This window comes from Streptomyces sp. NPDC001406, assembly GCF_042895285.1.
Classification (GTDB): Bacteria; Actinomycetota; Actinomycetes; order Streptomycetales; family Streptomycetaceae; genus Streptomyces.
The window spans coordinates 360,807-384,858 of the sequence record NZ_JBIAWG010000012.1; the positions used below are offsets into that span (position 1 = coordinate 360,807).

The window sequence follows — 24,052 nt, forward strand, 5'->3', positions numbered from 1 at the left end:
CGTCAGGTTGGGCAACTTCCTTGCACGCACCGGAAGTTCAACTGCGGGACACCCCCTGTCCCGGAGGATTTGGCGCCCCGGTCAGGACAGGGCGTGTCCGGTGGTCGCGTCCACGTGCCCGGTGACCTCGTCGTGCCGGTCGCCCACCGAGAGGGTGCCGGTGGGCTCGAAGACCAGGATCTCGGCGGGCCCGGGGCATAGGGCTTGTGCTCGGTGCCGCGCGGGACGGTGAACACCGAGCCCGTGGGGAGGACGACCGTGCGCTCGCCGGCCGGTTCCCTGAGCGCGATGTGCAGCTCGCCGCCGAGGACGAGAAAGCACTCGTCGGTGTGATCGTGTACGTGCCGGACGTGCTCGCCCTCGACCTTCGCCACGCGTACGTCGTAGTCGTTGACGGTGGTGACGATGCGGGGGCTCCACCGCTCGGTGAAGCCGTCACGGTCGCACGAGTGCTGGAAATCGCGTATGCCGCAAGGATCCTCTCAGCCGGTGCGGCCCCATCGGGTCGCCGTGATCGTCGACCAGGGCACGAACCCGTTCGAGGTCGGTGTCGCCACCGAACTGTTCGGGCTGCCGCGCCCCCAGCTGGGCCTGCCCCGGCCCCTGTACGAGGTGACGCTGTGCGCGCCGACGCCCGACGTGCGGATGAACCACGGTTTCTTCACGCTGACGGCCGCCCGGACAACGTCGTACCGCGCGGGCCCGAGGTCCTGGACGCGATCCGGCGCACGCACGCCCGGGGCATCAGCTTCTGCACGGGCAGCTTCGCGCTCGCCGAGGCGGGGCTGCTCGACGGCCGACGGGCCACCACCCTCCCCCACTGCCTTGAGGGCGTGGGGGGACCCCCAGGCTGTGGGCCGACTCCTTCCGGAAGCTGCACCCGAAGGTGCGGCTGAAGCCGGACGTGCTCTTCGTGGACGAGGGCGACCTCCTGACCGCCGCGGGCAGCGCCGTCGCCCTCGACCTGGGGCTGCACATCTGGCGCCGGGACCACGGCGCCGAGATCGCCAACGCGGTCTCCCGGCACCTCGTCTTCGCCTCCCACCGGGACGGCGGCCGGCAACAGTTCGTGGAGCGTGCCGGTCCCCGAGGTCCCCGACGAGTCGCTCGGCCCGCTGCCGGCCTGGGCACTGGAGCGGCTGGCCGAGCCGCTGACGGTGGCGGACCTGGCGGCCCGCGCGGCGCTCTCCCCCGCCACACTCCACCGCCGCTTCCGCACCCAGCTGGGCACCACCCCACTGGCCTGGCCGACCGGGGAGCGCGTCGCGCCGGCCTGCCGCCTGATCGAGCGGGGAGAGGAACGACTGGACGTCGTCGCGCCCCGCAGCGGCCTCGGCACGGCGGCCGACCTGCGAGCACGCCTGCGGCGGGAGACGGGGTTGAGCCCGTCGGCCTACCGCCGCCGTTTCGGGTCCCGTCCGTGATGACCGGCCCGCTCCCGGGAACCGGTGACCGTATGAGACTCCTCGTACGCGACCGGCTCCTGGGCATCGGTGACGACTACTGGATCGAGGACGAGCACGGCGACAAGGTCTTCCTCGTCGACGGCAAGGCCATGCGGCTGCGCGACACCTTCGAGCTGAAGGACACGCACGGGCGCGTCCTGATCGACATCCATCGGAAGGTGTTCTCGCTGCGCGACACCATGGTCGTCCAGCGCGCCGGCGAGCCGCTGGCGACCATTCGGCGCAAGCGGCTCTCCCTTCTTCGCAACCACTACCGCGTGTCCCTGGCCGACGGCACGGAACTGGACGTCAGCGGCAAGATCCTCGACCGTGAGTTCGCCATCGAGTACGACGGCGAGCTCCTCGCGGTGATCTCCCGGCGTTGGCTGCACGTCCGGGAGACGTACGGCGTCGACGTCGTACGGGACGACGCGGACCCGGCGCTGCTGATCGCGGTGGCCGTGTGCGTGATCCACCTCGCGGAGAAGGAGCGGGCTGCAGACTGACGGCCGCGGTGTCCGGCCCGCGGAACGGTGTTAGAAAAGAGGCATGGCGGGATTTCCCGGCCGCCTGCGTTCGGTGCTGAGCGCACGCACCGTCGCCCAGCAGGTCTTCGTCCTTCAGGCGGCGATCGTGGTGCTCCTCGTCGTCGCCGCGGTGGCCGCCGTCCTGCTTCAGGTGCGGTCTGACAGTGGACGAGAGGCCCGCAACCGCGCGCTCGCGGTCGCCCAGACCTTCGCGCACTCACCGGGCATCGCGGCGGCGATGCAGGGCCCGGACCCGAGCGCGGTGCTGGAACCGCGCGCCGAGGCGGCACGGAAGGCATCCGGCGTCGATTTTGTCGTGGCCATGAGCAAGAACGGCGTCCGCTACACGCACCCCGACCCCGGCCAGATCGGCAAGCACTACATCGGCAGGATCGGCCCCGCCGCGAAGGGCGGGACCGTCCGGGAGACCTACACGGGCGCCCTGGGCCCCGCGGTGCGCGCCGTCGTCCCCGTGAAGGACGCGCACGGCAAGGTCGTCGGTCTCGTCGCCGCCGGGGTCAGGCTCTCCGCGGTGACAGGGGTCGTCGCGCGCCAGCTGCCCGTGTTCATCGGCGCGGCGGCCGTGGCCCTCGCCGCCGGCACCGCCGGCACCGCCCTGGTCAGCAGGCGGCTGCGCAACCAGACGCACGGTCTGGAGCCCGCCGAGATGACCCGGATGTACGAGCATTACGACGCCGTCCTGCACTCCGTGCGGGAGGGCGTGCTGATCCTGGACGGCGAGGGCAGGCTGGCGCTGGCCAACGACGAGGCGCGCAGGCTGATCGGGCTGCCCGCGGACGCGGAGGGACGCCAGGCCCTCGACCTGGACATCGGCGGCGACATGGCCCGCCTGTTCGCCTCCGGACGGGACGCCACCGACGAGGTGCACCTGGCCCGCGGCCGGTTGCTGGCCGTCAGCCAGCGGCCGACCGACCGTGAGGGCGGGCCGCCGGGCAGCGTCGCGACCCTGCGGGACACCACGGAGCTGCAGGCCCTCAGCGGCCGGGCGGACCAGGCCCAGGAGCGCCTCAAGCTGCTGTATGACGCCGGGCTGGAGGTCGGCACCCGCCTCGACGTGACCCGCACCGCCCAGGAGCTGGCGGACGTCGCGGTGCCCCGGTTCGCCGACTTCGTCACCATCGACCTGGCCGATCCCGTCCTGCGCGGCGGGGAGCCCGGGGACGGTTCCCCGGACATGCGGCGCGTCGGGTTCCGCGGGGTGCGGGAGGGCAGCCCGCTCTACGGCGTCGGCCGGCTGATCCGTTTCGTCCCGGCCACCCCGCAGGCCAACGGCTTCGGCACCGGCGTGGCCGTGCTGGAGGCGGACCTGGCCGCGTTCTCCGGGTGGCAGGTACAGGATCCGGAGCGGGCCCAAAAGCTCGTGGAGTTCGGGATCCACTCCATGATCGCCGCTCCGCTGCGCGCCCGCGGCGTCATCATGGGCGTGGCCACCTTCTGGCGCTCCGGCCCGCGCAAGTCCTTCGAGCAGGACGACGTCTCCCTCGCCGAGGAGCTGGTGGCGCGCGCCGCCGTCAGCATCGACAACGCCCGCCGCTACACGCGCGAGCACGCGATGGCCGTGACGCTGCAGCGCAGCCTGCTGCCCCGGGCCCTGCCCGACCAGAACGCCCTCGACGTGGCCTACGGCTATCTGCCCGCGCAGGCCTCCCAGGGCGGGGTCGGCGGGGACTGGTTCGACGTCATCCCGCTGCCCGGCGCCCGGGTGGCGCTCGTCGTCGGGGACGTCGTCGGCCACGGTCTGCACGCGGCCGCCACGATGGGTCGGCTGCGGACCGCCGTGCACAACTTCTCCACCCTGGACGTCCCGCCCGATGAGCTCCTGGGACACCTGGACGAGCTGGTGACCCGTATCGACCAGGACGAGGACGGGACCGCCGGCGACGAGGGCCCGCCGGTCACCGGAGCCACCTGTCTGTACGCCGTCTACGACCCCGGATCCGGCCAGTGCGTCCTGTCCCGCGCCGGGCATCTCCAGCCCGCCGTCGTCAGTCCCGACGGCAGCGTGGAGTTCCTGGACGTCCCCGGCGGGCCTCCGCTGGGCCTGGGCAGCCGCCTCCCGTTCGAGATGACCGGGCTGAAGCTTGCCGAGGGCAGCGCGCTGGTGCTGTACACGGACGGGCTGGTCGAGGACCACGACCGTGACATCGACGAGGGGCTGGAACTACTGCGGCAGACGCTGGCCCGGCCCGGCCGGACACCGGAGGCGACCTGCCGGGCGGTGCTGAAGGCCATGGTGCCCGAGCGGCCGCGCGACGACGTGGCCCTTGTCGTCGCCCGTACGCGGATGCTCGCCGCCGACAGCACGGCGGCCTGGGACGTGCCGTCCGAACCGTCGGCCGTCGGCCGGGTCCGTGCCTCGGCAGGGCGGACGCTGGAGGCATGGGGCCTTGCGGAGTCCGCCTTCACGACCGAACTGATCCTCAGCGAGCTGGTCACCAACGCCATCCGGCACGCCAACGGCCCCATCCGCGTCCGTCTGATCCGCGACCGCTCCCTGATCTGCGAGGTCGCCGACGGCAGCAGCACGGCCCCGCATCTGCGCCGCGCGTCCGCCACGGACGAGGACGGACGGGGCCTGTTCCTGGTGGCCCAGTTCGCCGAACGCTGGGGCACCCGCTATACGGCCGAGGGCAAGGTCGTCTGGGCGGAACAGCCGCTGCCGGCCGGGCGGGACGAGAAGTAGAGCCGCCGCCCGCCACCGGCCGCTCCCTACGCGCTCCCTACGCGCTCCCTACGCGATCTAGAGGCCGCGGCGCGGGGGCGCCAGCCCCAGGACGCGGTCCTTGAGCGCCGGGAACTGCTCCCGGATCGTCGCCACCCTTCCCGGGTCGAACTCCACGGTGAGCACCTGCTCCTCGGCTCCCGCCTCCGCCAGCACGTCGCCCCAGGGATCGACCACGATCGAGTGACCTGCCTGCGGAACCCGTCCGTGGGTCCCGGACGTTCCACACGCGAGCACGAACGCCTGGTTCTCGACCGCCCGCGCCTTGGCCAGCAGCGTCCAGTGCGCGCGCCGGCGCTCGGGCCAGCCCGCCGGGATCACCAGCGTCTCGGCGCCGGCGTCGACGAGCCCGCGGAAGAGTTCGGGGAAACGGAGGTCGTAACAGGTGGCCACGCCAAGGGTGGTCCCGGGCAGACGGACCGTCACCAGATCCTGCCCCGCTCCCATCAGGACGGCCTCGCCCTTGTCGAAGCCGAAGCGGTGGATCTTGCGGTATGCCGCGACCAGATCACCGGAGGGGGAGAAGACCAGGGACGTGTTGTAGAGGGGGCCGTCGGGGTCGCGCTCCGGGATCGAGCCCGCGTGCAGCCAGACACCCGCCTCGCTGGCGGCCTTCGCCATCACCTCGTACGTCGGGCCTTCGAGCGGCTCGGCCTCGCGACCGAACTCCTCGTACGCGAAGGCGCCCGTCGTCCACAGCTCGGGCAGCACGACGAGATCGGAGTCGGCCTGGTCCCGTACCAGCGCGGCGACCCGTCGCCGACGGGATTCGACCGATTCGCCCTCATCTACGGCGATCTGGATCAGCGAGGCGCGCACACTACCACCGTCCTGGCATTCGAGCCGTCCACACGGGCCTACGATCGTCACACGAAAGCACTGCCGGGGTGCCTCACAGCAGCGTAACTTGGGGGTCCCCCCTGTTCGAGCAAAGCCGAGAGCCTGGGGGAGTTCCAAGACACCCGCCGACAGGCACGTCCCTGGCACCGCCGCCCAACCTGCCCGTGTACCGACCGCCGAGGGGTCCCGTTCCGTGAGTCTGCATCCCACCCTCCAGCCCTACGCCGACGCCTGGACCCACTCCATCGATGCGATATCCGAGCTGGTGCAGCCTCTTGTCGAGGGTGAATGGAACCGGCGGACCCCATGCCCCGGATGGTCGGTCCGCGACATCGTGTCCCATGTCATCGGCATGGACTGTGAACTGCTCGGCGACCCGCGCCCCATCCACGCGCTGCCGCGCGACCTGTTCCATGTGACGAACGAACACCAGCGGTACATGGAGATGCAGGTCGACGTCCGCCGGCATCACACGGCCCCGGAGATGACCTCCGAGCTGGAGTACACGATCATCCGCCGCAACCGCCAGCTGCGGAACGAGTCCCGCGAACCCGGCCACAAGGTGCGCGGCCCGCTCGGCACCGAGATCACTCTTGCGGAGGCCATGCGCAACCGCGCGTTCGACGTGTGGGTCCACGAGCAGGATCTGCGCACGGCCCTGGGGCAGCCGGGCAACCTCGACTCCCCGGGCGCACACATCACCCGTGACGTGCTGCTCGCCGAGCTGCCCCGCGTCGTCGCCGACAGGGCGAACGCCCCGCGCAGTTCGGCGATCGTCTTCGACGTGTACGGGCCCGTGGAGTTCCTGCGCACCATCCGCGTCGACATCCAGGGCCGCGGCACCCTGGAGACGGCCCCCGCACTCGGCCCCGCCGCCTCCTTCACCCTGGACTGGGAGACCTATGTCCGGCTGGCCTGCGGCCGTCTGACGCCGGAGGCGGCGGGCGAGCGGGTGAAGACGGAGGGCGACCCGGAACTGACGGCGGCCGTCCTGCGGAACTTCACGGTCACGCAGTAGGGCCGTCCGCGCGGTCACGCGGCAGGGCCGCCCGGGCGGTCGTCCGGCGGGGCTGTCCGCGCGGTCGACCAGTACGGCCGTCCGCGGTCGGTTGATTCGGTGTCGCCGGTCCGCTGCCGGTAACCAGCGTGCCCGCCATGACGGACACAGTGGCCACGCCCCGGGCCGACGACCGACCGCCCCGCCTGACCCGGCCGACCTTCCACGGCCCGCTCGCCGAGGCCCGCGCGGCCGCGCTGGTCGGCCGTCCCGCGCGGCTGCGGCCCGGCAGCGTGCTCGACGTCGGCTGCGGCTGGGGCGAGTTGATGCTCCGTGTCCTGGACGCCGTACCGGACGCCCGTGGGACCGGCATCGACGTGCGCGGCGAGGATCTGGAGCGGGGCCGGCAGAGCGCCGGGGCGCGGGGGTCGCGGACCGGGTGGAGTTCGTCGAGGAGTCGGCCGAGGGCACGAAGCGCGGGCCCGCCGACCTGGTGCTGTGCCTCGGGGCCGGCCACGCCCTGAGCGCGGCCGAGCCCCCCGGGCACACCCTGGAGGCCCTGCGCGAGCTGCGGCGGCTGGTCTCCGACGGCGGGCGTGTGGTGTTCGGCGAGGGCTTCTGGGAGCGGCCGCCGACGCCGGCCGAGCCGGCGGGCATGTGGCTTGGGGCCGAGGCGGGCCAGCACTACGACCTGGCCCGGCTCGTCGGCCTCGCGGTGGAGGCCGGGTTCCGTGCCCATGGGGGTCCCCCTGTTCGAGCGAAGCCGAGAACTTGGGGGAGGATCGGGACCGCGAGCCGTGACGAGTGGGAGGAGTTCGAGTCGGCGTACCAGGCGGACACCGAGGTGTGGCTCGCCGGGCATCCGGACCATCCCCGGGCGGCCGAGACGCGCGCGGACCTCGACCGGCACCGGGCCCGGTGGCTCACCTACCGCGGCATCCTGGGCATCGTCCATCTCACCCTCGTACCGGTCGCCGCGGCCGGCTGACTCACGCGGGGACGTGCACCGTCTCCACCCGGCTGGCGACCAGCCGTTCCCGCTCCCGCCGCACCGCCCGGCTGCGCAGCCGCAGGATCTGACTCACGCCCAGCGCCTGCAGGACGAACACCGCCGAGAAGGCCACGCTGTAGTTGTCGCCGGTGGCGTCCAGCAGGACGCCGATCGCGAACAGGGTCGTCATCGAGGCGACGAAACCACCCATGTTGGTGATTCCGGACGCGGTGCCCTGTCGCTCGGGCGGGTTGGCGGGGCGGGCGAAGTCGAAGCCGATCATCGACGCGGGGCCGCACGCGCCCAGCACCGAGCACAGCACGACGAGGAGCCACATCGGCGCCCGGTCGGCCGGACAGAGCAGGGTCGCGGCCCATACGACGGCGGTCGCCGCGACCGTGCCCAGGGCCAGCGGCAGCCGCGCCGCGTGGTGCCGGGCCACGATCTGGCCGTAGACCAGACCGACCACCATGTTCGACAGGACGACCAGGGTCAGCAGTCCGCCCGCGGTGGCGCGGCTCAGGCCCTGGGCCTGGACCAGGAACGGAAGGCCCCACAGCAGCAGGAACACCATCGCCGGGAACTGCGTGGTGAAGTGCACCCACAGGCCCAGGCGGGTGCCCGGCTCCCGCCAGGACGCGGCGATCTGCCGGCGTACGTAGGCCGCGCCCCGGTGCGGGAAGGGCTCGGGCTCGTGGCCCTCGGGGTGGTCCTTCAGGAAGAGCAGGACGAGGACGAGCACGATCGCACCCGCCAGCGCGCTGCCCGCGAACGCCGGGGTCCAGCCGATGCCGTGCAGCAGCCGGGCCAGCAGCAGGGTGGAGACCAGGTTGCCCGCCATGCCGACCAGTCCCGCGAGCTGCGCGACCAGCGGCCCGCGCCGCACCGGGAACCAGCGGGTGCCCAGGCGCAGCACGCTGATGAACGTCATCGCGTCACCGCAGCCGAGCAGCGCGCGCGAGGCGAGGGCCATGCCGTACGACGGTGAGAAGGCGAAGCCCAGCTGTCCCGCGGTGAACAGCACGGCCCCGATGCTCAGCACCTTCTTGGTGCCCAGCCGGTCGACCAGCAGGCCCACGGGTATCTGCATGCCGGCGTAGACCAGGAGCTGGAGGATCGAGAACGTGGACAGGGCCGAGGCGTTGACCTGGAAGCGGTCGGCCGCGTCCAGGCCGGCGACCCCGAGGGACGTCCGGAAGATGACGGCGACGAAGTAGACCGAGACGCCGATGCCCCAGACGGCGACGGCCCGGCGGCCGCCCGGAGGGTCACCCGGAAGGGTGGCGTTCCTCATCGCACCTCACCCCGTGCGAGGTGCGAGAACCAGCTCACGTGCCGGTGCACGACCCCGACGGCCCCCTCCGCGTCACCGGAGCGCAGCGCGTCGAGGATCTCCTCGTGCTCCGTGAGCGTCTTGGCGATCCGGTCGGGGTGGGAGTGCATGACGGCGACGCCCATGCGCAGCTGGCGGTCACGGAGCTGGTCGTAGAGCCGGGAGAGGATCTCGTTGCCGCCGCTGCGCACGATCTCGGCGTGGAAACAGCGGTCGGTGACCGCGGCCGCGGCCAGATCACCGGCGGCGGCCTGCTCCTTCTGCCGGGCGAGCAGCTCCTCCAGCCGCTCGATCAGACCGGCCGGTGCGGGAACGGCCTTGCGGGCCGCGTACTCCTCCACCAGCAGCCGGGTCTCCACGACGTCCGCGATCTCCTGCGCGGAGACGGGCAGCACCAGGGCGCCCTTCTTCGGGTAGAGCTTGATGAGTCCTTCCACCTCGAGCCGCAGCAGCGCCTCGCGCACCGGGGTGCGCGAGACCCCGACGGCCTCGGCCAGCTCGCCCTCGGTGAGCAGCGTGCCGCCCTCGTAACGGCGGTCCAGGACACCCTGCTTGACATGGCTGTAGACGCGGTCGGCGGCGGGGGGCTGCTTCACGGCCAGGCTCATGCCCACAGGATAGATACAACACGTACGCATGGGGGTGGCGGTCCATCATGCGGACGGCAGAAAAATTCCCTCAGGAACAACACAACCTTCTGTGCTACTTACGTGTCACACACGTGCGGCCCCACTCCCCCTTGCCACCGCAACTCGGCCGCATTACAGGGGCATTCGACACCATTCGGGGTATTTGACTTGATTACCGGCATTAAGGGCATCCGCCTCCGCAGAGCCGCAGCCGTCGCCGTGACGACTGGCGCAGTACTCGCCGCTGGAGCCCTCACCGCGGCACCGGCGCAGGCCGTCACGACGCCCACCATCACCGCCAAGAGCGGGTTCCTGATGAACAGCACCAACGGCGCGACCCTGTTCAAGAAGTATGAGAACACCCACCGGCTCACCGCCTCCACCACGAAGATCATGACCGCCAAGGTGGTGCTCTCGCAGTCGAACCTGAACCTGGACACCAAGGTCACGATCAAGAAGGCGATCAGCGACTACATGGTCTCCAAGGGCTACCCTTCGTCGGCTCACCTGATCGTCGGTGACAAGGTCACCGTCCGTCAGCTGCTGTACGGGATGATGCTGCCGTCCGGCTGCGACGCCGCGATGGCCCTCGCCGACAAGTTCGGCTCCGGCACAACGGTCAGCGCGCGGGTGAAGTCGTTCATCTCGAAGATGAACACGACGGCCAAGAACCTCGGCATGACGAACACGCACTTCGACTCGTTCGACGGCATCAGCAACGGCTCCAACTACTCGTCGGTGAAGGACCTGACGCTGCTGGCCCGAAGCGCGATGAAGAACTCCACGTTCAAGTCCGTCGTGAAGACCAAGTCGTACACGGCGAAGACGATCGCGAGCTCCGGCGCCACGCGCACGATGGCGCCGTGGAGCAACACCAACACCCTGCTCGGCTGGAACGGCGTGCTCGGCGTCAAGACCGGCTCCGGCACCGAAGCCAAGTACTGCCTCGTCTTCGCCGCCACGCTGAACGGCGAGTCGGTGATGGGCGCCGTCATGACCGCCCCCTCGGCGGCCGACCGCACGTCGGACGTGAAGAAGCTCATCAACTACGGCTACGCCAAGATCAGCTGATCCCCATGTACATCCAGGGCCCGTCGTGGTGTGCGGCGGGCCCTTCGCGTAAGGCAGTTGGGATCACTCACGCTCAACTGCGGTCCCGCCAGCGGAATCAGCGATCTTCGCTCGCAATCGTGAATATCGCGGCCTCAGCTGGCATATTCGTTTTGCTCCGCTTTACGTTCCGCGGCGGAGGTGGTTCACATGAACGAACCCAGCAAGCGGCCCGACTCGGCCGAACGGCATGAGGCGATCGACGTCAGCGACTTCGTGTACGCGGCGACTGGCGCCCGGGTGCGCCGACTGACCATGCCGGATGGGGCCCATTGGTTCCCGGCGGTGGATGTCTGCAAGCGGTTGGGTCACACCAACCCGCAGAAGGCACTCTCCGACCATGTCCCGGAAGACCATCGAGAGATTCTCGAGACCCTAACTGGAGGTTACGGTCTCAGCATTCCCGCAGGTAGAGAGTGGCGTCGAGACCTGAATGTCATCTCTCTGCAGGGTCTCATCCTCCTCGTCAACGCCTGCACGAAGCTCTCTTGCGCCCCCTTCAAGCAGTGGGCCGCCGAGGTGATCGAGACGGTGCAGCGGGAAGGTTCTTACTCTCTCGAAGAGGCCGAGGTGCAGCCCACCGACCCCGGTGCCCCGGTCGTGTACGCCATGCCGGAGCAGGTAGCCGAGGCCATCGTCCGGCTGGAGACGCACAACCTTCAACTGGACGAGGAGCTTGCGAAGGCGCAGCATGAATCGCTCGTGCTGCAGAAGGGAACGGTCACACTGCAAAGGGAGATGCTGGCCACACAGAAGGCCACACTCGCCGTCCAACAGGCCATGGTCCGGGCGATGGAACGCATCGCGGACCGGCTCGACGCTCTCGTCCTCGAACGCCGGGCGCCCGGCGGCCGCCTCGCGGTGCTGCCCACCACGGAGACCGTGCTGGCCGACTGGCGGCACCGGTTGTCCGTGACGGAGGACGTGTGGACGGTGGCCGTGGTGATCGCCCCGGTCCTCGTCGAACAGGGTGAACTCCGCGAGCCCCTCGAATCGATCGCGGCCCGTACGGGCCTTTCGGTGCGCCGCGTCAACGAATGCCTCCGCCTGCTGCAGAAGCACGCCTGCATCCGCTCACAGGGCGGTGCGGAGGACGGGGCGCCGGTGTACGTGCTCAACCAGTCCTGAGAGAAAGTGAGAAAGAGATGGAGGGGGCGGTCGCAAGTCGAATTTGCGGCCGTCCCCTCCCGGTCTCCGAGACTACCCAGTGACGGTCATCACGCCCAACTGATCAGCCGCTTCGGCTGCTCCAGGATCGCCGCCACGTCGGCCAGCACCTTGGAGCCCAGCTCGCCGTCCACCAGTCGGTGGTCGAAGCTCAGCGCCAGGGTGGTGACCTGACGCGGCTTCACCTTGCCCTTGTGGACCCACGGCTGGAGCTTGATCGCACCGACCGCGAGGATCGCGGACTCGCCGGAGTTCAGGATCGGCGTGCCGGTGTCGACGCCGAAGACGCCGACGTTGGTGATGGTGACCGTGCCGCCCTGCATGGCGGCCGGGGAGGTCTTGCCCTCCCGTGCCGTGGACACCAGCTCGCCGAGGGCCTCCGCCAGCTGCGGGAGCGTCTTGGCGTGCGCGTCCTTGATGTTCGGAACGATCAGGCCGCGCGGGGTGGCCGCGGCGATGCCCAGGTTGACGTAGTGCTTGAGCACGATCTCCTGGTTCGCCTCGTCCCAGGACGCGTTGATGTCCGGGTTGCGCCTGATCGCGACCAGCAGGGCCTTGGCGATCAGCAGCAGCGGGTTCACCCGCAGGCCCTGGAACTCCTTGTCCTGCTTGAGCTCCTCGACCAGCTTCATCGTGCGCGTCACGTCCACCGTCACGAACTCCGTGACATGCGGCGCCGTGAACGCCGAGCCGACCACGGCCTGGGCGGTCATCTTGCGGACGCCCTTGACCGGGATGCGGGTCTCGCGCGCGCCGTCGTACGTCACCACCGGCGCCGGAGGCGTCACGGCGGCGGGTGCGGCCGGTGCGGGCGCGGGAGCCGGGGGCGCGGCCGGTGCGGGCGCGACCGCCGCGTGCACGTCCTCGCGCGTGATGATGCCGTCCGGGCCCGACGGGACCACGGTGGCCAGGTCGACGCCGAGGTCCTTGGCCAGCTTGCGCACCGGGGGCTTGGCCAGCGGGCGCTGCTGGACGGCGGCGCCGTGGCCGTGGCCGTTCAGCTCGGTCTGGACCGCCGCGGCCGCCTCCGGGGCCGCGGTCCCAGTGCCCTTGCGGGGGCGGCGCTTGGTGGAGGAGGTGGCGACGCCGTACCCGACGAGCACCGGCTGGCGGCCCTCCGGCTTCGGCTCGTCCTCGGGCTGCTCGGCCCCGGGTGCGGCGGGAGCCGGTGCCGGGGACTCGGCGGGGGCGCCGCCGGCCACGTCCACCGCGATGATCGCCGTGCCCACGTCCACCGTGGTGCCCTCGGGGAAGTGCAGCTCGCGGACCACGCCGTCGTAGGGGATGGGGAGTTCGACGGCCGCCTTCGCGGTCTCGACCTCGCACACCACCTGGCCGTCGGTCACCTTGTCGCCCGGCTGCACATACCACTTGAGGATCTCGGCCTCGGTGAGTCCCTCGCCCACGTCGGGCATCTTGAACTCGCGTACGGACGCTTCCGTCATCGTCGTCACGACCCTCTCCTCAGTACGCCAGGGCACGGTCGACGGCGTCGAGCACCCGGTCCAGGTCCGGAAGATACGACTCCTCCAGGCGCGCCGGCGGATACGGGGCGTGGTAGCCGCCCACCCGGAGCACAGGAGCCTCCAGGTGGTAGAAGCAGCGCTCCGTGATCCGGGCGGCGATCTCCGCGCCCGAGCCGAAGAACACCGGCGCCTCGTGGACCACGACCAGGCGGCGGGTCTTCTCGACCGAGGCCTGGACGGTGTCGAAGTCGAGCGGGGAGACCGAGCGCAGGTCAACGACCTCCAGGGACTTGCCCTCCTCGGCGGCCGCGTCGGCGGCCTCCTGGCAGAGCTTCACCATCGGGCCGTAGGCGACGAGGGTCAGGTCGGTGCCCTCGCGGGCGACGCGGGCCTTGTGCAGCGGACCCGGGATGGCCTCGGTGCTGACCTCGGCCTTGTCCCAGTAGCGCCGCTTGGGCTCGAAGTAGATCACCGGGTCGTCGCTCTGGATGGCCTGCTGCATCATCCAGTAGGCGTCCGACGCGTTGGAGGGGCTGACGATCTTCAGGCCCGCCACGTGCGCGAACAGGGCCTCGGGGGACTCGGAGTGGTGCTCGACCGCGCCGATGCCACCGCCGTAGGGGATGCGGATGACGACCGGCATCTTGACCTTGCCCAGGGAGCGGGCGTGCATCTTCGCGAGCTGGGTGACGATCTGGTCGTACGCCGGGAAGACGAAGCCGTCGAACTGGATCTCCACGACCGGGCGGTAGCCGCGCAGGGCCAGGCCGATCGCGGTGCCGACGATGCCGGACTCGGCGAGCGGGGTGTCGATGACCCGGCTCTCGCCGAAGTCCTTCTGCAGTCCGTCCGTCACACGGAAGACTCCGCCGAGCTTGCCGACGTCCTCACCCATGACGAGGACCTTGGGGTCGGACTCCAGGGCCTTGCGCAGGGATTCGTTGATCGCCTTGGCGAGCGCCATCTTCTCGGCCATGTCAGTTGCCCCCCTCTGCGTCCGCGAACGACGCCTGGTAGGCGGCGAACTGGGCTCGCTCCTCGTCGACGAGCGCGTGCCCGTCCGCGTACACGTTCTCGAACATGGCGAAGTCGTCCGGGTCCGGCATGGATCGGACCACTTCGCGTACTCGTTTGCCCAACGCTTCGCTCTCCGCTTCGAGTTCCGCGAAGAATCCCTCGTCCGCGTGGTTTGCGGACTCCAGGAACCGGCGAAGGCGCAGGATCGGGTCCTTCGCCTCCCAGGACGCCCGCTCGTCGTCGTGGCGGTAGCGGGTGGGGTCGTCCGAGGTGGTGTGGGCGCCCATGCGGTACGTGTACGCCTCGATCAGCGTCGGGCCCTCACCGGCGCGGGCGCGCTCCAGCGCCCACTGGGTGGCCGCGAGGCAGGCCAGCACGTCGTTGCCGTCGACCCGCACGCCCGGGAAGCCGAAGCCCTGCGCGCGCTGGTAGAGCGGCACCCGGGTCTGCTTCTCGGTCGGCTCGGAGATGGCCCACTGGTTGTTCTGGCAGAAGAACACGACGGGAGCGTTGTAGACCGCGGCGAAGTTGAAGGCCTCGGACACGTCGCCCTGGCTGGAGGCACCGTCGCCGAAGTAGGCGATGACCGCCGAGTCCGCGCCGTCCTTGGTGATGCCCATCGCGTAGCCCGTGGCGTGCAGCGCCTGGGAGCCGATGACGATCGTGTAGAGGTGGAAGTTGTTGCTGTTCGGGTCCCAGCCGCCGTGGTTCACACCGCGGAACATGCCGAGCAGGTTGGTCGGGTCGACCCCGCGGCACCAGGCCACGCCGTGCTCGCGGTAGGTCGGGAAGACGTAGTCGTCGTCGCGCAGGGCCCGGCCGGAGCCGATCTGGGCGGCCTCCTGGCCGAGCAGCGAGGCCCACAGGCCCAGCTCGCCCTGGCGCTGCAGGGAGGTGGCCTCGGCGTCGAAGCGGCGGGTGAGCACCATGTCGCGGTACAGGCCGCGCAGCTCGTCCGGGGTGATGCCGGCGACGTATCCGTCGTACTCGGCGTTCTTGACCCGCTTGCCCTCCGGCGTCAGCAGCTGCACGAGCTCGGGTTCGGAGCTCTTCTTCGCAGTGCTGCGGGTGGTGCGCTTGGTGCCGGTGGTGCCGGCCTTGCCTGCGGTGCTGCGTCGCGGCTTGCTCGCGGCACTGCTGTCCACGGTCACGTGTGCTCCTCCGTCGATCCGGCCCCCGGGGTTGCCGGTGAGCTGGGGGTCCCCCTTGCTCTTTTGAGCTCGGGAGAGCGGCTCACCTGTTCCGAAACCCGTGCACGGGGTGGGTGCCGCTCGGCCGGGAACAGGCGTGACAGGTGCCCCGGCGAGCGCCCTGCAAACGTCACGTTACCCAGTGCTCCACATTTCTGTGAAACCCCTCCTGACCTGCGTTTTTGCTTGGATTTCCAAGTAAATCGGCGCGGACGGGAAGGTCGCTGGTCACAGCCTTGCAGGAGGCCGGAGCAACGGCACGTTATCCCGCACACCCCGGCCACGGGAAGAGTCGACGTCCGAAATCGACCTGGCACAGAAATGGGGCTGTATCGGCTTATTTCACGCAAACGGCAGAGTCGGCGACACTTCGAGCACTGACCGTGAACGAATGCGACTGCCTGTGACAAGCCCCAGCTCACCGGCCCCGCGGGTGCCCTAACATCTGGCGCGTGCCGCGCTCATGTGTACCACCCCTAGTACCCCTCGCGCCCCCTCTGGGCGCCCTGCTCCGTCTGTACGCCGCCGGTTCCGCCCTCGCCTGCGAGCCCGTCGAGCAGGGTCTGCTCAACCGTGGCTACCGGCTGTGCACCACCCGCGGCCGCTACTTCCTCAAGCACCACTTCGACCCCGACACCGCCGATCCGGCCGCCATCGAGCGCCGGCACCGCGCCACCCAGCGCCTGGCCGACCTGGGCGTCCCCGTCGCCCCGCCGCTCCCCGGCCGCGACGGGCGCACCGTCGCCGTCGTCGGCGGCCACGCCTACGCCCTGCACCCCTGGATCGACGGCAGGCACCGCCACGGCGGCCAGCTCACGCCCGGGCAGTGCGTGCGGCTCGGGGCGCTGCTGGGAGCCGTGCACGCCGCCCTGGAGCGGGTGATGCCGCCCAAGGGACGCACACGCCCGGCCACCAGCCCGCACCCCGTGAAGAGCGCCGACCCCGCCGACACCTTCGCCCTCATCGACGAACTGCTCGCCCACGTCAGCCGCCACCGCCCGGCCGACGCCTTCGACGAACTGGCCCGGCACCGGCTGCTCGAACGCCGCGCACTCCTCGAACAGCACGCGGACCGGCGCCCCCCGCGCGGCGGCTCGGTGGGCTGGGTGCACGGGGACTTCCACCCCTTCAACCTGCTCTACAAGGGTGACGCGCCCGCCGCGATCGTCGACTGGGACCGGCTCGGTGTGCAGCCCCGCGCCGAGGAGGCCGTACGGGCCGCCGCGATCTTCTTCGTACGGCCCGCCGGCGCGCTCGACCTGCCGAAGGTGCGGGAGTACGCGCGCGCGTACCGGCGCGCGGCCGGGGCCACGCCCTCGGAGCTGGCGGCGGCCGTGCACCGCGTGTGGTGGGAGAGGCTCAACGACTTCTGGATGCTGCGCTGGCACTACGAGCGCGGCGACACCCGTGCGGACCCCCAGTTCCCGGCCGCGTCGGCGCTCGCGGTGTGGTGGACGCGGGAGTACGACGCCGTGTGCGACGCGTTCGTGGAATGAACCCGCGAGCAGCACGCACGCGTGAGGCACCGATCGGCTCTCACGCGCGCGTGGCGGTCGTCTCAGGGGGCCGGCGTCTCAGCCGGTGCGCTTCAAGGCCCGCCCGTGGCGCCCGGGTTGCCCGTCGGGTCCGTCGCCGGGTCCGAGGACTGCGGCTGCGACGGGGTCCCAGGATCCGTCGGCTCGTCCGAGGGCGTCGGGTCGGTCGGCTCGTCGGTCGGTTCGCTGGTCGGGCTCTCGGACGGGGTGTACGACGGGGTGTACGAGGGCGTGTAGTCGGAACCGGTGCCCGGGTCCGTGGTGTCGCCCGTGGCCTCGTCCGTGGGCTGGTCCGTCGCCTCGTCGGTCGGGCTCTGGGTGGCCGTCTCGTGCTTCGTGGTCTGCGAGGTGGTGGGCGACTGCGTGGTGCCGCTGCCACCGGTGCCGTTGCCGGTGTTCTTCAGCGCCAGCGCCACCCCCGCCACGATGGCGACCACCGCGAGGACGGCGAGGATCCACAGCTTGCCGCGGCCGCTGCCCTTGTTGCCGTACCCCTCGAAGCCGCCGTCGTCGCCGCTTCCGTACCCGGCGGGCAGGATCGGCTGCGGGATCTGGGTGGTGCCTGAGGCGTGCGCCGGGTGCGGCATGGCGGTCGTGCCGGCGAAGCCCCCGGCCGGGGTGTGCCGGCCGTCGTGCATCGTCACCGGCCCGGTGTTCCAGGTGCCGGTGTGGCCGCCCTGGTCGTACAGCATCTGCAGGCCGTACTGGACCAGGCCGCGCATCTCCTCGGCCGTCTGGAAGCGGTCGTCCGGCTCCTTGGCGAGCGAGCGCATGACCAGGCCGTCGAGCTCCGGCGGAACGGACTCGGAGACCTCGGAGGGAGGCTTGGGGATGTCCTGCACATGCTGGTAGACCACCGACAGCGGGGTCTCGCCCGTGAACGGGGGCCGCAGCGCGAGCAGTTCGTACAGCAGGCAGCCCACCGCGTACAGGTCGGAGCGGTGGTCGACGGCCTTGCCGAGCGCCTGCTCCGGCGACAGGTACTGGGGTGTACCCATGACCATGCCGGTCTGCGTCATCGTCGTGGACGCGCCGTGCAGCGCACGGGCGATGCCGAAGTCCATCACCTTGACGGCGCCGTTGGTGGTGATGATGACGTTGGCGGGCTTGATGTCGCGGTGCACGATGCCGTGCTGGTGCGAGTAGGCCAGCGCCTCCAGGACACCGGAGACGATGATCAGGGCCTGCTCGGGGCCCGGCGCCTCGGCGTTGATCAGCAGATCGCGGATGGTGCGGCCCTCGACCAGCTCCATCACGATGTACGGCACCGACTGGCCGCCCACGAAGTCCTCGCCGGAGTCGTACACGGCGACGATCGCGTGGTGGTTGAGACCGGCCACCGACTGGGCCTCGCGCGTGAAGCGGGCCTTGGAGGTCGGGTCCTCGGCGAGGTCGGCGCGCAGCAGCTTGACCGCGACCGTGCGCCCGAGACGCACGTCCTCGGCCGCGAACACCTCGGCCATGCCACCCCGGCCGAGCCGATGGGTCAGCCGGTACCGGCCGTCGCCGACGAGCCCTCCGTTGCCCCACATCTCCGGCGCGTCTGACATGCCGCCGCCGGACGCCTCGGGGTCGGACGGGCCCTGGGCGCGCTGCGTCTGTGCCATCAGTCCTCGCCGTCGTTTCTGCCCGCGGTGCGCGCGGTGTTGTTACGGTCTCCGTCGGCCACGCTACAGCCTCCGCGCAAGCCGCCGGTCCGCGTTGGACACAGGGACCGGCCCCGGACCGGCCGGTCATCAAACCCGTAGCACGCGCTGTCGTGCAAATTCTGTGTACTGCGCGTACGGCCGCTGTAACGCTTCCGCGACGCTTCTTTCGCGTACGGTCACGGAACGGGCACCGCGCTTGACGTGTCAGTGCCCTGGGGCAGACTTGGCCGAGAATGACACATTCGATCAACAACAACCGGTCAACGACGGCGCCTGAGAGCCTAGTGGGGGACAGGGAAAGATGAGCCAGGACGGCGCACACGGCCGGTATGCGGGGCGGGCGCTCGCCGGCGGCCGCTACCAACTGCGCGACTTGCTCGGCGAGGGCGGCATGGCCTCGGTTCACCTGGCGTACGACGCGGTGCTCGACCGCCAGGTCGCGATCAAGACCCTGCACACGGAGCTGGGCCGGGAACAGGCCTTCCGTGAGCGGTTCCGCCGCGAGGCCCAGGCCGTGGCGAAGCTCACGCACACCAATATCGTCTCCGTCTTCGACACCGGCGAGGACGACCTGGACGGGATGACCACTCCGTACATCGTCATGGAGTACATCGAGGGCCGCCCGCTGGGCTCGGTCCTCGACGAGGACGTCCGGCAGCAGGGCGCGATGCCCGTCGACAAGGCGCTGAAGATCACCGCCGATGTGCTGGCGGCCCTGGAGATCAGCCACGAGATGGGGCTGGTCCACCGCGACATCAAGCCCGGCAACGTGATGATGACCAAGCGCGGCGTCGTCAAGGTGATGGACTTCGGCATCGCCCGCGCCATGCAGTCCGGTGTCACCTCCATGACGCAGACCGGCATGGTCGTCGGCACCCCGCAGTACCTCTCGCCCGAGCAGGCCCTCGGCCGGGGCGTGGACGCCCGCTCCGACCTCTACTCGGTCGGCATCATGCTGTTCCAGCTGGTCACCGGGCGGCTGCCGTTCGACGCGGACTCCCCGCTGGCCATCGCCTACGCGCATGTGCAGGAGGAGCCGGTGGCTCCTTCGTCGATCAACCGCGCGCTGCCGCCGGCCGTGGACGCGCTGGTCGCCCGCGCGCTGAAGAAGAACCCGAACGAGCGTTTCCCGTCCGCCGAGACCATGCGCGACGAGTGCCTGCGCGTCGCCGCCTCCGTCCAGGCGACCCCGCCGAGCATCGTGCCGGGCACGCCCGCCCAGAGCGGCGCCGGCGTCGGCTCCGCGGTGTTCCCGCCGGTCGACCAGGCGACCCCGGCGCCCACCGGTCCCGTACAGACGCCGTACCAGCCGACCCCGGCCCCGAACCCGTACGGCACCCCGACGCCGTCCCCGGCGTACGGCTACCCGCAGCAGGGCGGCTACCAGACGCCTGCCCCGGTCGGGTACGGGCAGCAGGCCCCGTCGACCCCGCCGCCCTACACCATCTCGCCCCAGACCTCGGTCCAGTCCCCCGGCGGCTCCAAGAGCAACAAGCCGGTGATCATCGGCTCGATCGCGGTGTCCCTGGTCGCGGTCGTCGGCCTGATCGTGGCGCTGGTCCTGAACAACGGCAGCGACGACAACACCGGGGGCGGCGGCAGCAGCGCGAGCGCGTCCTCCCCGGCGTCCCACGCGGCGGGCTACCGCGGGCCGGACACGTCGCGGACGATCGAGACCAACGAGTGCACGGAGCCGCAGGAGTCGTACAACGACCCCAAGAAGATCCAGCTCCCCGACTTCCGCTTCAAGTACATCAAGTCGGTCAAGGCCTGCGCACAGGCCGCGGGCTGGACCGTGAAGACGGTGCCGGTCGACGAGAACACGTACGGCGAGGGCACGGTCATCAACCAGCTCCCCGCCCCCGACTCGGACGTCGACCCGAAGAACGTCGAGATCCAGGTCTACGTCTCCACGGGCAACCCGCCGACCGGCTGAGCCCGACGAGCGCATGAGAGAGGGCCCGGCATCCTTTGCCGGGCCCTCTTGTGTACGGGCCGGTTGCCGTGCCCTCGCGGGTACGGGCTACAGGTACGGGCCGCCCGTGCGGCCGCCCGCGCGCGGGTCGTCGCCGTCGTGGTTCGCGCCTGGCGGGAGGGCGCGGCGCATCTGCTCCAGCTGGGCCCTGGCGGCCATCTGCTGGGCGAACAGCGTCGTCTGGATCCCGTGGAAGAGCCCCTCCAGCCAACCGACCAGCTGAGCCTGCGCGATGCGCAGCTCGGCGTCGCTCGGCGTCACGTCGTCCATGAACGGCAGCGAGATCCGCTCCAGCTCCTCCACGAGTTCCGGGGCGAGCCCGTCCTCCAGCTCCTTCACCGAGCTGCGGTGGATCTCCTTGAGCCGGGCCCGGCTCGCCTCGTCCAGGGGAGCGGCACGCACCTCCTCCAGCAGCTGCTTGATCATGCTGCCGATCCGCATGACCTTGGCCGGCTGCTCCACCTGATCCGTCACCGGTGTCTCGCGGGAGTCCTCGTCTCCTGTGCCACCGAGCGCCATCCCGTCCTGGCCCAGGACCAGGATCTGGGGATTCTCCGGCGACCTTTCGTTCCTCGGCATCTCCATGCCGCCATTCTCTCGCACCCCTACACCTCATCACCGTGGTGCCCCCCGTGGGGCCTGATCCACCGTTTAGACCCGTCGGCGGAATCCGGAATGCCGGGATGCTTCGTAAATGTGAGGCTTATTTCTGTCGATCTTGGCGATTGGGTTCCGGGAGGTCACCGCTGTGACTCCATGGCTGCGTTTCACGCTCCGCGCCGCGGGGCTGCCGTTCGTCCTCGGTGCGGTGGCCGTTCCGTGCGGCGCCGTGCCCTCGTACGGCGCCGAGGCCTCGCCCCCGGGCTCCCCCGCCCCACCCGCCTCCGGGACCGCGGCCGCGTCGGCCGCCGGCTCCGGTCCCACCGCCTCCGGCTCCGCCTCCGCGTCGGCCGCGGACTCGCCCGAGCCGTCCCGGGCCGGGAGCCGGGCCGGTGAGGGGCGCGAGCGGCCGGGGCGGCCGGAGGAGCCCGCCGCGGAGGTCGAGGGCGACGAGACCGAGTCCCAGGAGGAAGCGGACGATCCCGGCGAGGACGGCGACGCCAGCGCCCTCGCGACCCCGAGCCCGGCGTCCTCCGCGTCGCCCCAGGAGGCCGGGCTGGTTCCCTCCGCGCCCCCGGTACGGCCCGCGGAACAGACCGGCGCCCACGGGGGCGAGTCCACCGCCGAGCCCGTTCTGCAGATCCTGCCGCTGGGCAGCGGCCTGGTCCTCATCGGGCTGGGGCTGGGCCTGGCGTTCGTCGCCCTGCGGGTACGCAGGAGCTGAGACCCGCCCTGCCGACCGCGCCGGGGCACCGGGCGCTACCGCGCGATCAGCAGGACCTTGCCGACGTGGCCGCTCGCCTCCACCACCCGGTGGGCCTCGGCGGCCTCGGACATCGGCAGCTCGCGGTCGACGACCGGGCGGATGTGACCGGCGGCGATCAGGGGCCACACATGCTCGCGCACGGCCGCGACGATGGCCGCCTTCTCAGCGAGCGGGCGGGCCCGCAGCGAGGTCGCGCTGATCGCGGCCCGCTTGTTCAGGAGCGCGCCGATGTTCAGCTCGCCCTTGGCGCCGCCCTGCAGGCCGATGATCGCGAGACGGCCGTTGACGGCGAGGGCCCGGACATTGCGGTCCAGATACTTGGCGCCCATGTTGTCGAGGATGACGTCGGCGCCCGCACCGTCCGTGGCCCGCTCCAGCTCGGCGACGAAGTCCTGCTCCCGATAGTTGATCAGCACGTCGGCACCCAGCTCGGCGCAGCGTTCGAGCTTCTCCTTGGTACCGGCCGTGACCGCGACCTTCGCCCCGACCGCCTTGGCGAGCTGGATGGCCATCGTGCCGATACCGCTGGAGCCGCCGTGCACGAGCAGCGTCTCACCGGGGCGCAGATGGGCGACCATGAAGACGTTCGACCAGACCGTGCAGACCACCTCGGGCAGCGCGGCGGCCTGCGTGAGGTCGATGCCCTTGGGGACCGGCAGCAGCTGCCCCACCGGGACGACGACCTTCTCCGCATAGCCGCCGCCCGAGAGCAGCGCGCACACCTCGTCGCCGACGGCCCAGCCGGAGGCCCCGGGGCCGAGCGCGGCGATCCTGCCGGAGCACTCCAGGCCGGGGTAGGGGGACGCGCCGGGAGGCGGGTTGTAGAAGCCCTGCCGCTGCAGGATGTCGGCCCGGTTGACGGCCCCGGCCACCACCTCGACCAGCACCTCGCCTTCACCGGGCACCGGATCGGGGACCTCGTCCCACACCAGCGCCTCGGGCCCACCAGGTTCGGGAATCGTGATCGCATGCATGACGGCGACGCTACCCCTGACCGCGGTGGCCTTCGGGTGAGGCCCGCTCAGTCCCGTGGCAACGGCCGCAGGTCCGGGGTACCCTGCGCACCCGGTGTCACCCGGACGATCGTGATCAGACGGTCCGTCAACTGGAGGGTGCCGATGGACGGATCGTCGTAACCGAGCACCCGGTGCCCGCGCACGACGCTCACCACCAGGTCGTCCATGTCCCGCGGGCCCCGGCCCACCTCGGCCTTGACCACCGGGCGTTCGACGAGGTCGAGGCCGCTGCCCTGCTGGATCAGATCCTCCATCACCATGCCGGCGGCGGGGCTGAGCACGGACAGGCCGAGCAGCCGGCCGGCCGCGCTGGCGCTGGTGATGACGGCGTCGGCGCCCGACTGCTTGAGCAACGGCGCGTTCTCCTCCTCGCGCACCGCCGCCACGATGTTGGCGCTGCGGTTGAGCTGCCGGGCGGTGAGGGTGACCAGAACGGCCGTGTCGTCGCGCTGCGGCGCGACGATGATCTGCCGGGCCTTGTGCAACTCCGCCCGCTTCAGCACCTCGCTGCGTGTCGCGTCGCCCATGACGCCCGCATAGCCGTCGGCCGTCGCGGCGTCGATCACCTTGCTGCTGGGGTCGATCACGACGACCTGGTCCTTCCGCAGCCCCGTCGCCAGCACGGTCTGGATCGCCGACCGCCCCTTCGTGCCGAAGCCGATGACGACGGTGTGGTCGCGCAAGGTGGACCTCCAGCACCAGGTGCCGCCACGACGGCCGAAGCCTCCCCCTGAACCCCCTCGTGGTCAACCAGTGGGCTCAAGCGGCGCGCCCTTGTCAGTCCGCCGACAGGTGCACCCGGTTGCCGTTCTCTGCTGACGATCCAGGAGATACCGCCACTGTCGGCCCCGCAGGTCGAGGTACCGACCCAGTTTCGCTCCCGTTCATCAAAGCTGGCCATGCGAACCTCACATCTTGCTCAGAAGATTCACGGAAGCTGGCAGTCCGCCTCTCGACGCTGTGAGGCGCCCCGAAGTTCTCGGACAGCGGTCCCCATAGGATCGAAGTCCAGAACGGCGGAGAGAGCACGTGGCACAGAAGCGTAGGAAGTTCAGT

At 70.9% G+C, this 24,052-nt stretch carries 17 protein-coding genes and 4 pseudogenes; 10 read left to right on the forward strand and 11 right to left on the reverse strand.

Annotated elements, in window-relative coordinates:
- Positions 1-81: 81 nt before the first annotated feature.
- Positions 82-467: pseudogene (locus tag ACFY1J_RS29380) on the reverse strand (cupin domain-containing protein).
- On the opposite strand from ACFY1J_RS29380, the pseudogene ACFY1J_RS29385 reads away from it, so the two are divergent.
- From ACFY1J_RS29385 to ACFY1J_RS29395, 3 genes and pseudogenes are all read left to right on the forward strand, one after another.
- A pseudogene (locus ACFY1J_RS29385) lies at positions 466-1,424 on the forward strand (helix-turn-helix domain-containing protein). The pseudogenes ACFY1J_RS29380 and ACFY1J_RS29385 overlap by 2 nt on opposite strands.
- Positions 1,425-1,456: 32 nt before the next feature.
- A complete protein-coding gene (locus ACFY1J_RS29390; protein WP_390708254.1) occupies positions 1,457-1,951 on the forward strand; it encodes an LURP-one-related/scramblase family protein in 495 nt (164 codons plus the stop codon).
- A 43-nt stretch (positions 1,952-1,994) separates the two neighbouring features.
- Positions 1,995-4,676 (forward strand): SpoIIE family protein phosphatase, encoded by a 2,682-nt coding sequence (locus ACFY1J_RS29395; RefSeq protein WP_390708255.1) that lies wholly within the window; start codon positions 1,995-1,997, stop codon positions 4,674-4,676.
- Between the two features lie 57 nt (positions 4,677-4,733).
- Here the strand turns inward: ACFY1J_RS29395 and ACFY1J_RS29400 are convergent, their stop codons facing one another.
- Positions 4,734-5,534: a carbon-nitrogen family hydrolase gene (locus tag ACFY1J_RS29400; protein WP_390708256.1), complete on the reverse strand. Its 801-nt coding sequence runs from the start codon at positions 5,532-5,534 to the stop codon at positions 4,734-4,736.
- Positions 5,535-5,748: 214 nt separating this feature from the next.
- On the opposite strand from ACFY1J_RS29400, the gene ACFY1J_RS29405 reads away from it, so the two are divergent.
- On the forward strand, positions 5,749-6,573 hold the full coding sequence (locus ACFY1J_RS29405; RefSeq protein ID WP_390708257.1) for a maleylpyruvate isomerase family mycothiol-dependent enzyme: 825 nt from the start codon (positions 5,749-5,751) through the stop codon (positions 6,571-6,573).
- Positions 6,574-6,710: 137 nt separating this feature from the next.
- Positions 6,711-7,540, forward strand: a pseudogene (locus ACFY1J_RS29410) (SAM-dependent methyltransferase).
- 1 nt (position 7,541) lies between these two features.
- Here the strand turns inward: ACFY1J_RS29410 and ACFY1J_RS29415 are convergent.
- A complete protein-coding gene (locus tag ACFY1J_RS29415) occupies positions 7,542-8,837 on the reverse strand; it encodes a nitrate/nitrite transporter (RefSeq protein ID WP_390708258.1) in 1,296 nt (431 codons plus the stop codon).
- Positions 8,834-9,484, reverse strand: a complete 651-nt coding sequence (locus ACFY1J_RS29420; RefSeq protein ID WP_390708259.1) for a GntR family transcriptional regulator — start codon at positions 9,482-9,484, stop codon at positions 8,834-8,836. The genes ACFY1J_RS29415 and ACFY1J_RS29420 overlap by 4 nt, the downstream gene beginning before the upstream one ends.
- Before the next feature lie 240 nt (positions 9,485-9,724).
- Here ACFY1J_RS29420 and ACFY1J_RS29425 point away from each other — a divergent pair, with 240 nt between their 5' ends.
- Both ACFY1J_RS29425 and ACFY1J_RS29430 read left to right on the forward strand, forming a co-directional pair.
- Positions 9,725-10,576: a D-alanyl-D-alanine carboxypeptidase family protein gene (locus ACFY1J_RS29425; protein ID WP_390708260.1), complete on the forward strand. Its 852-nt coding sequence runs from the start codon at positions 9,725-9,727 to the stop codon at positions 10,574-10,576.
- 189 nt (positions 10,577-10,765) lie between these two features.
- Entirely contained in the window at positions 10,766-11,743 is a 978-nt protein-coding gene (locus tag ACFY1J_RS29430) for a Bro-N domain-containing protein (RefSeq protein ID WP_390708261.1), read from the forward strand.
- Positions 11,744-11,832: 89 nt separating this feature from the next.
- Here the strand turns inward: ACFY1J_RS29430 and ACFY1J_RS29435 are convergent, their stop codons facing one another.
- Genes ACFY1J_RS29435 through pdhA form a run of 3 tightly spaced genes read right to left on the reverse strand, consistent with a single transcriptional unit; the run spans position 11,833 to position 15,416 of the window.
- The gene (locus ACFY1J_RS29435; protein WP_390708262.1) at positions 11,833-13,236 is read right to left on the reverse strand and encodes a dihydrolipoamide acetyltransferase family protein; all 1,404 of its coding nucleotides are present in this window, start codon (positions 13,234-13,236) and stop codon (positions 11,833-11,835) included.
- Positions 13,237-13,246: 10 nt separating this feature from the next.
- Positions 13,247-14,224 carry an alpha-ketoacid dehydrogenase subunit beta gene (locus ACFY1J_RS29440; protein ID WP_363296231.1) on the reverse strand — a complete coding sequence of 326 codons (978 nt, stop codon included), beginning with the start codon at positions 14,222-14,224 and terminating at the stop codon, positions 13,247-13,249.
- A gap of 1 nt (position 14,225) precedes the next feature.
- Positions 14,226-15,416, reverse strand: a complete 1,191-nt coding sequence (gene pdhA, locus ACFY1J_RS29445; RefSeq protein ID WP_390732277.1) for a pyruvate dehydrogenase (acetyl-transferring) E1 component subunit alpha — start codon at positions 15,414-15,416, stop codon at positions 14,226-14,228.
- 491 nt (positions 15,417-15,907) lie between these two features.
- Between pdhA and ACFY1J_RS29450 the strand changes: the two genes are divergently transcribed.
- Positions 15,908-16,951: a phosphotransferase gene (locus ACFY1J_RS29450; protein WP_390708264.1), complete on the forward strand. Its 1,044-nt coding sequence runs from the start codon at positions 15,908-15,910 to the stop codon at positions 16,949-16,951.
- A gap of 92 nt (positions 16,952-17,043) precedes the next feature.
- Here the strand turns inward: ACFY1J_RS29450 and ACFY1J_RS29455 are convergent, their stop codons facing one another.
- Complete coding sequence (locus ACFY1J_RS29455) at positions 17,044-18,597, reverse strand: protein kinase (RefSeq protein ID WP_390732278.1); 1,554 nt, start codon at positions 18,595-18,597, stop codon at positions 17,044-17,046.
- A 343-nt stretch (positions 18,598-18,940) separates the two neighbouring features.
- On the opposite strand from ACFY1J_RS29455, the gene ACFY1J_RS29460 reads away from it, so the two are divergent.
- Positions 18,941-20,575 (forward strand): protein kinase, encoded by a 1,635-nt coding sequence (locus ACFY1J_RS29460; protein WP_390708266.1) that lies wholly within the window; start codon positions 18,941-18,943, stop codon positions 20,573-20,575.
- An 87-nt stretch (positions 20,576-20,662) separates the two neighbouring features.
- Here ACFY1J_RS29460 and ACFY1J_RS29465 read toward each other — a convergent pair whose 3' ends face one another.
- The gene (locus ACFY1J_RS29465; RefSeq protein WP_390708267.1) at positions 20,663-21,199 is read right to left on the reverse strand and encodes a bacterial proteasome activator family protein; all 537 of its coding nucleotides are present in this window, start codon (positions 21,197-21,199) and stop codon (positions 20,663-20,665) included.
- 163 nt (positions 21,200-21,362) lie between these two features.
- Between ACFY1J_RS29465 and ACFY1J_RS29470 the strand changes: the two genes are divergently transcribed.
- Positions 21,363-21,938, forward strand: coding sequence for a hypothetical protein (locus tag ACFY1J_RS29470; RefSeq protein ID WP_390708268.1), 576 nt, complete (start codon positions 21,363-21,365; stop codon positions 21,936-21,938).
- A 35-nt stretch (positions 21,939-21,973) separates the two neighbouring features.
- Here ACFY1J_RS29470 and ACFY1J_RS29475 read toward each other — a convergent pair whose 3' ends face one another.
- A complete protein-coding gene (locus ACFY1J_RS29475; protein ID WP_390708269.1) occupies positions 21,974-22,954 on the reverse strand; it encodes an NAD(P)H-quinone oxidoreductase in 981 nt (326 codons plus the stop codon).
- Positions 22,955-23,001: 47 nt separating this feature from the next.
- Positions 23,002-23,691, reverse strand: a pseudogene (locus tag ACFY1J_RS29480) (potassium channel family protein); the annotation flags it as partial.
- Positions 23,692-24,052: the final 361 nt, after the last annotated feature.

Excerpts from the sequence above, each read along its gene's own strand:
- ACFY1J_RS29465 (WP_390708267.1), bottom strand. The coding sequence starts at position 21,199 with ATGGAGATGCCGAGGAACGAAAGGTCGCCGGAGAATCCCCAGATCCTG.
- ACFY1J_RS29460 (WP_390708266.1), top strand. The coding sequence starts at position 18,941 with ATGAGCCAGGACGGCGCACACGGCCGGTATGCGGGGCGGGCGCTCGCC.
- ACFY1J_RS29455 (WP_390732278.1), bottom strand. The coding sequence starts at position 18,597 with ATGGCACAGACGCAGCGCGCCCAGGGCCCGTCCGACCCCGAGGCGTCC.
- ACFY1J_RS29430 (WP_390708261.1), top strand. The coding sequence starts at position 10,766 with ATGAACGAACCCAGCAAGCGGCCCGACTCGGCCGAACGGCATGAGGCG.
- ACFY1J_RS29415 (WP_390708258.1), bottom strand. The coding sequence starts at position 8,837 with ATGAGGAACGCCACCCTTCCGGGTGACCCTCCGGGCGGCCGCCGGGCC.
- ACFY1J_RS29475 (WP_390708269.1), bottom strand. The coding sequence starts at position 22,954 with ATGCATGCGATCACGATTCCCGAACCTGGTGGGCCCGAGGCGCTGGTG.
- ACFY1J_RS29390 (WP_390708254.1), top strand. The coding sequence starts at position 1,457 with ATGAGACTCCTCGTACGCGACCGGCTCCTGGGCATCGGTGACGACTAC.
- ACFY1J_RS29440 (WP_363296231.1), bottom strand. The coding sequence starts at position 14,224 with ATGGCCGAGAAGATGGCGCTCGCCAAGGCGATCAACGAATCCCTGCGC.
- ACFY1J_RS29420 (WP_390708259.1), bottom strand. The coding sequence starts at position 9,484 with ATGAGCCTGGCCGTGAAGCAGCCCCCCGCCGCCGACCGCGTCTACAGC.
- ACFY1J_RS29395 (WP_390708255.1), top strand. The coding sequence starts at position 1,995 with ATGGCGGGATTTCCCGGCCGCCTGCGTTCGGTGCTGAGCGCACGCACC.